3 protein-coding genes are annotated in these 7,662 nt (G+C 64.5%); all 3 read left to right on the forward strand.

The annotated features are described in order from the left end of the window. A partial coding sequence (locus LC490_RS24110) for a phosphopantetheine-binding protein (RefSeq protein WP_223621881.1) occupies positions 1-269 on the forward strand: 269 nt, incomplete at its 5' end. Then, positions 266-6,916 carry a non-ribosomal peptide synthetase gene (locus LC490_RS24115; protein WP_223621882.1) on the forward strand — a complete coding sequence of 2,217 codons (6,651 nt, stop codon included), beginning with the start codon at positions 266-268 and terminating at the stop codon, positions 6,914-6,916. The genes LC490_RS24110 and LC490_RS24115, both read left to right, overlap by 4 nt. Positions 6,917-6,970: 54 nt before the next feature. Beyond that, a partial coding sequence (locus LC490_RS24120) for a condensation domain-containing protein (RefSeq protein ID WP_223621883.1) occupies positions 6,971-7,662 on the forward strand: 692 nt, incomplete at its 3' end.

A 7,662-nucleotide genomic window follows, 5' to 3' on the forward strand; every position in this document is an offset into this window, starting at 1 on the left:
GGCAGGCGTATACGCAGCGTGCCTACGAGCCGCCGCAAGGCGAGGTCGAGACGACGCTGGCGTCGATCTGGTGTGAGTTGTTGCGGTTGGAGCAGGTCGGCCGATACGACAATTTCTTCGAGCTCGGCGGGCATTCGTTGCTCGCGATCTCAATGGTGAGCCGACTGCAGGAATGCGGGTTCTATGGCGATATCCGCCTGCTATACAAGTCTCCAGTGTTAATGGATTTATGTGCCGGGCTTGAAATAATTGGGGAAATGAGACTATGACGACGGCAGAAGTGTTGTTGATCGAGCTGGATCGGCTTGGTATTTCGGTTTCCGTAGACCGGGGTGAACTGGTCCTGCGTGGTGCGCTCGCTAAGATCGACAATGCGCTGATGGAAGAGCTTAAACACCGGAAGGCCGATATGCTGGCGCAGTTGATAGCGCAGGCCGACGGCACAGCGCTGGGCTCTGGGCTGAACGATCTGTCCGACGACTGCAGGGCGATGATTGGTGCGGCCGTGCCGGGCGGCTGGGATAACGTAGAGGACGTCTATCCGCTGTCTCCACTGCAGGAAGGCATACTTTTCCACCACCTGATGGCGGAGGAGGAAGATCCGTATGTGATGCTGCGGACCTACCGCTTTGCGAACCGTGCCGAATTCGAGGCGTACGTCGATGCCGTCCGCTTCGCGATCGGTCGTCACGACATTCTTCGCACCTCGTTCGTCTGGCAGGGGCTCGATGAGCCATTGCAGGTCGTCTGCAAGAGCGCCGAGATGGCTTTCGAGCAGGTATGGATCGAAGACGGGATCGATGTGGCGCAGGCTATGCACGCGCGTTTCCGAACGACTCGCATCCGTCTGCAGAACGCGCCGCTAATGCGCGCGTTCTACGCGAACGACCAGGCGGACGGCACGCTCGTGATGTGCTTGCTGCTCCAGCACATCATCGGCGATCATGAGAGCCTTGCAGTGCTCGATCGGGAGATCGCCGCGCACCGGGCCGGTGCGCATCGGCAGCTCCAGGCGCCGGTTCCGTTCCGCGCACATGTCGCGCGCTCACGGGCAGCGGTGGACAAGGACGATGCCGAACGCTTTTTCCGCGATATGCTCGGTGACGTGACGGAGCCGACTGCGCCGTTCCGACTGGCGCGTCCGTCTGGCGCGGTGTACGAGATCGTGCAGGAGCGCTGCGCGCTCGGGGAAGCGCTCGTCACGAGGCTGCGTCGGCAGACGCAGCGCCTCGGTGTCAGTGTCGCCGCGTTCTTCCACTATGCATGGGCGGTAGCGCTGTCCCGCGTGTCCGTCACAGACGACATCGTATTCGGCACGGTGCTGTCGGGTCGGTCTCGGGTCGGCAGCGCGGTATCACAGGCGTTCGGTCCGCTGATCAATACGTTGCCTATCCGCGTCACTCTAGACGATGCGCCGCTCGCGGCAGCGATCAAGCGCGTGCACGCGAATCTCGCGACGCTGTTCGAATATGAGCACGCGTCGCTTTCGGCGGCACATCGCTGTAGCGCAATCGAGGCGCCGTCGCCACTGTTCTACGCGCTATTCAATTTCCGCCACGGCGCGGATACCGATGCCGACGCAGACAGTGAGCGGCCCTTGGGCTGCACGCTGCTGCGCGGCAGCGAGAGTACCAGCTATCCGTTTACGCTTTCCGTCGACGATTGGGGTAGCGAGATCAGCCTGACCTTGCAATGCGACGTTTCCGTGTCGGCGGCGATGATGCTCGGGATTACGTCGACTACGGTCGAGCATATCCTGGAACTGCTCGAGTGCGATGCGTCCGCCGGCAACGCGGCGGTGTCGATCTTGTCGCCTGCCGATAGACAGACGGTGTTGCAGTGGTCGACGGCCGATAGCCAGGATCTTCCGGCCGGCAGTCTCTACGATCTCTTCCTGCGGGAAGCAGGGCGCCGTCCCTCGGCCGTCGCCATTATCGACGGAGAGACGTCGGTCACGTTCGAGCAACTCGTTGCGCGTGCAGAAGCGATCGCCAGGCATCTGGCATCGCTCGGAATCGGCCCATCGGACCGAGTGGCTACACTGCTGCATCGATCGGTCGACCTGATCGCAAGCCAGCTCGCGGTCGTCAAATGCGGCGCCGCTTACATACCGATCGATCCGGCGTCGCCGCAGCGCAGAGTCGAGTTCGTGCTGCAGGACAGCGATGCGGCGCTCGTGCTGTCGGATATATCGGTGGAGATCGGGCATGCGCTGGCGCTGCTATGCGTCGACGTCAAGACGATCGCTCCCATCGGCGAGACTCGTGCGACCTGGGAGCCCGGCGCGCATATCGATGACATGCAGGATGTGTACGTCATGTACACGTCCGGTTCGACCGGAACACCTAAGGGCGTCGTGACTACCCATCGCGCCGTCAAGCGCCTCTCGATCGCATGCAGGCATATCGGGTTCTCGGATACCGACCGCGTAGCGTTCGTGTCGAACCCGGCATTCGATGCGTCGACGATGGACGTCTGGGCGTCGTTATTGTCCGGAGCCTGCATCGTCGTCGTCGATCACGATACGTTCTCTTCGCCGGCCTCGTACCTGGCGCTGATGCGACGCGAAAACGTTTCGATCACGTTCTTGACAACGGCGTACTTCAACCAGTGCGTCGAGCATGATCCCGCATGCTTCGGCGCCCTGAAGATCCTGTTGACCGGGGGCGAGGCGGCCAAGCGCGCCGCGTTCGAACAGGTGCTGACGCACGGCAAGCCCCAGCGGCTGCTGCATTGCTATGGCCCCACCGAGTCGACCACATATGCGACATGGCACGACGTGGAGGATGCGGGCGAGCTCGATGTGCTGCCGATCGGCAAGCCCCTGCAGCATACGTCGGTATACATTCTCGATCAGTACGGCCAGCCGGTGCCGATCGGCGTGGCGGGCGAGCTGTACATCGGCGGCGTGGGGGTTGCGCGTGGTTATCTGAACCGGCCGGAGCTGACGGCGGAGCGCTTCGTGCGCGATCCGTTCAGTGCGGTCCCCGAGGCGCGGATGTATCGCTCGGGCGACCTGGGCCGCTGGTTGCCGGACGGTACGATCGAGTTCCTGGGTCGTAACGATTTCCAGGTCAAGGTGCGGGGCTTCCGGATCGAGCTGGGCGAGATCGAGTCGCGGCTGGTGGCGCAGCCGGGGGTACGCGAGGCGGTGGTGCTGGCACGCGAGGACGTGCCGGGCGACAAGCGGCTGATCGCGTACTACCTGGCCGAAGAGGCGTTGAGCGCGCAGTCGCTGCGCACGGCGCTGCAGCAGGAACTGCCGGACTACATGGTGCCGGCGGCGTACGTGCACCTGGCGCAATGGCCGCTGACGCCGAGCGGCAAGCTGGATCGCAACGCGCTGCCGGCGCCGGATGGGCAGGCGTATACGCAGCGTGTCTACGAGCCGCCGCAAGGCGAGGTCGAGACGACACTGGCGTCGATCTGGTGTGAGCTATTGCGGGTGGAACAGGTCGGCCGATACGACAATTTCTTCGAGCTCGGCGGGCATTCGTTGTTGGCCGTCACGCTGATGGAACGCATGCGCCGTCGCGGACTGTCTGCCGACGTGAAGTCGATCTTCAGCGCGCCGACGTTGTCGGATCTGGCGCGACTCGTGGACGGCGTCGATCGCGAGGTGGTCGTGCCGCCGAACCTGATCCCGTCCGGTTGTGAGGTCATTACGCCGGAGATGCTGCCGCTGGTGCGTCTGACCGCGGCAGAGATCGGCCGGATTGTGGCGCATGTGCCGGGCGGCGCGTCCAATGTGCAGGACATTTATCCGCTGGCGCCGCTGCAGGAGGGCATCCTGTTCCATCACCTGATGGCGACGGAGGGCGATCCGTACTTGCTCTCGAGCATGTTCCGCTTCGATCAGCGCAGCCGCCTGGACGCCTATCTGTCGGCGCTGCAGGCAGTGATCGACCGCCACGACATCCTGCGCACGGGCATCGTATGGGAAGGCGTATCCGAGCCGGTGCAGGTGGTGTGGCGCGATTGCCCGCTGTCGATCGAAGAGATCGAACTGGATCCGTCGGCGGGGGGCGCGATCGAGCAGCTGCAAGCTCGTTTCGATCCGCGAACGTACCGCATCGACGTCAGTCAGGCCCCCTTGATGCGTGCGCTCGTGGCCTACGACGCCTCGTGCGACAAGTGGGTATTGCTGCTGCTCACGCATCACTTCGTCATCGACCACACCGCATTCGAAACGCTGCAGGACGAGGTGTACCGCCACATCCTGGGAGGCGCTGCGGCGTTCCCGGAGCCGGTCCGCTTCCGAAACTTTGTCGCACAGGCGCGTCAGGGCGTCAGTCGCGAGCAACACGAGACCTTCTTCCGAGCGATGCTCGCCGACGTCGACGAGCCCACCGCACCGTTCGGGCTCAGCCATGTGCGCGCGCAAGGGAATGCCGTGCGGCACGCCATCGACGATCTCGACGCCGCGCTGTCGGCGCGCCTACGCACGCAGTCGCGCCGGCTCGGTGTGAGCGTCGCGAGCCTGTGCCACTTGGCTTGGGGTCTGGTGCTGGCGCGCGTGTCCGGGCGCGACGACGTCGTGTTCGGCACCGTGCTGTTCGGCCGCATGCAATCCGGCGAAGGGTCGGATCGGGCGATGGGGCTGTTCATCAATACGCTGCCAATCCGGTTGCGGATCGACGATGTAACCGTCGAGGCAGGCGTGCGCCGCACGCATGCGCTGCTTGCCGAGTTGTTGCACCACGAGCATGCTTCGCTTGCGCTCGCGCAGCGCTGCAGCGCGGTGGTCGCGCCGAGCCCGCTGTTCCACGTGCTGTTCAACTATAGGCACTTCGACGGCACCGCGAAGGAAAACGCAGAAGAGAGCGAGTTCCGGCGCGGCATGGAATGGATCACGAGCGACGAGCGTACGACCTATCCGATCGCTCTGTCGGTCAACGATTTCGGCACGCGGCTCAGCCTGACGGCACAAACGCAGGGTGCGGTAGAGCCGGAGCGCATGATCCGCTTCGCGGAAACGGCGCTGTTGCGTTTGGTCGATGCGCTGGAGGTCGAACCGACCCAACCGCTGCGTGCAATCGACGCCTTGCCCGATGCCGAGCGGCGGCTGGTGGAGGCGTGGAACGACACGGCGGCGCCGTATCCGGTGGACAGCATGATGCACGAGCTGTTCGAGGAGAAGGCGGCACACATGCCGGATGCGATCGCCGTCGTGCAGGACGATGCGACGCTGACGTACGGTGAATTGAACGCGCAGGCTAATCGCTTGGCACATTACCTGCGCTCGCTAGGGGTGAAGCCGGACGAACGCGTCGGCATCTGCGTCGAGCGAAGCCCGGCGATGCTGATGGCATTGCTCGCGGTGCTGAAGGCGGGCGGTGCGTACGTGCCGTTGGATCCGAACTATCCGGCCGATCGACTCGCCTATATGCTGGAAGACAGCGCGCCGGTTGCGGTGCTGACGCAGCGCGCATTGCCAGTATCGTTGCAGTGGCCGGCTAACGTGCCGGTGCTGGCACTCGATGCGGATAACGCTCCCTGGCAGGACGCACCGGCCGAGAATCCGGCCCGAGGCACATTGTCCCCCCATGATCTGGCCTACGTGATCTATACCTCCGGCTCAACCGGGAAGCCCAAGGGCGTAATGGTCGAGCATCGCGGGTTGTGCAATCTCGCCACCGCGCAGCTCAGTTGCTTCGGCGTCACGGCGGACAGCCGAGTCCTGCAGTACGCGTCGTTCAGCTTCGACTCGTGCGTGTTCGACATCCTGTTGGCCTGGGGCAGCGGCGCGGCCCTGCATCTTCCGAAGGGCGCGTCGGGCACGGTGGTCGGCAAGGAACTGGCCGACCTGATCGCGCGTGCGGGCATCACCCACGCATCGCTCACCCCGCCGGTGTTGGCGACCCTGCTCGAATGCCGAGGCACCGACCGATTGGAGGTCATGATCTCGTCGGGCGACGTGCTGCCGCACGCGGTCGCGGCGCAGGCGGCTGGTCAGCCGTTCCGACTGTTCAACGGCTATGGTCCGACCGAGAACACGATCTGCACGACGGCGTTCGATTGCGTCGCGGCGGCCGACGGGATATTGCCGATCGGTCGTCCGATCCAGAATGTCCGCATCTACATCCTGGACCGCCATGGGCGGCCCACGCCGGTTGGCGTGCCTGGCGAGCTGTACATCGGCGGTATCGGCGTCGCCCGTGGTTATCTGGGGCGACCGCAGCTCACCGCCGAACGCTTTGTGCGTGATTCGTTCGTAGTGGATCCGCAAGCCGCAATGTACAAGACAGGAGACCTGGGTTGCTGGCTGCCGGATGGAACGATCGATTTCGTCGGTCGCAACGACTTCCAGGTGAAGCTTCGCGGCTTCCGCGTGGAGCTGGGTGAGATCGAATCGCGCCTGGCGGCCTGCCCCGGGATCGGCGAGGTGATGGTTGTCGCGCGCGAAGACGTTCCCGGCGAGAAATACCTGGCGACATACTACCGGGCGAACGAGGCCCAGGATGTGGAATCGTTGCGGGCGATGCTACAGCAGGAACTTCCCGACTACATGGTGCCGGCGGCGTACGTACACATGACAGAGTGGCCGCTGACGCCAACAGGCAAGGTCGACCGCAATGCGCTGCCCGCGCCGGATAGCTCCGCGTACGCGCTGCGGACGTATGAGCCACCGGAAGGCGAAGTAGAGACGGCGCTGGCCTCTATCTGGTCTGAGCTGCTGCGGGTGGAGCAGGTCGGCCGACGCGACGACTTCTTCGAGCTCGGCGGGCATTCGCTGGTGGCGGTGCAGGTGGTGTCGCACGTGCGCCATGCGTTCGATGTCGACGTTCCGCTCGTGGACCTGTTCGCGGCGCCGAAACTGGTCGACTTCGCGCAGCGCATCGAGGATGCGCTGTTCGACGGCGTCGACGAAGCCCAACTGCAACGCATGATCTCGGATCTGGATCGTCCGGAGTGACGGCATACGGACGCTTTCGCGCGAAGCCGCGCGGCCTGCTTCGCTGAGGAACGCATGAATAAAACGATGGTAGGCGCGCTGTCGCGCGAGAAACGAGAGCTGTTGTTGCAGCGGATCAAGCGGGAGCGTGCGACGAGGACGCCGGGCGTCGCTATCGAGCGGGCGAGCGATACCGAGCGCAGCGCCTTGTCGTTCGCACAGCAACGGCTGTGGTTCCTGTCGCAGCTCGATGGCGTGAGCGCGGCGTATCACATGCCGGCGGGCCTGCGCTTGAGGGGGGCCCTGGATCAATCCGCATTGCGGTGCGCGCTGGACCGGCTGGTGGAACGCCATGAGTCGCTGCGCACGACGTTCGACGAGATCGACGGCGAGCCGGTACAGAAGATCCGACCGGCGCAGGGCTTCGCGTTGCGCGAGCACGATCTGCGCGGGATGGAGGATGCGGAAGCGGCGCATCGTGGCCTGGTGGACGAGGAAGCGCGGGCGCCGTTCGATCTGCGGCAGGGCCCGTTGTGCCGGGGTCGGTTGATCCGGACCGCGGACGAGGAATACACGTTGCTGCTGACGCAGCACCACATCGTGTCGGACGGCTGGTCGATGGGGGTGCTGATGCACGAGCTGAGCGCGTTGTATGGCGCGTACAGCCGTGGGGAAGCCGACCCGTTGCCTGCGCTGTCGCTCCAGTACGCGGACTACGCGGCGTGGCAGCGACGCTGGGTGTCGGGCGAGGTGTTGCAGGCGCAGGG

The organism is Lysobacter sp. ESA13C, from assembly GCF_019970005.1.
GTDB lineage: Bacteria > Pseudomonadota > Gammaproteobacteria > Xanthomonadales > Xanthomonadaceae > Lysobacter > Lysobacter antibioticus_B.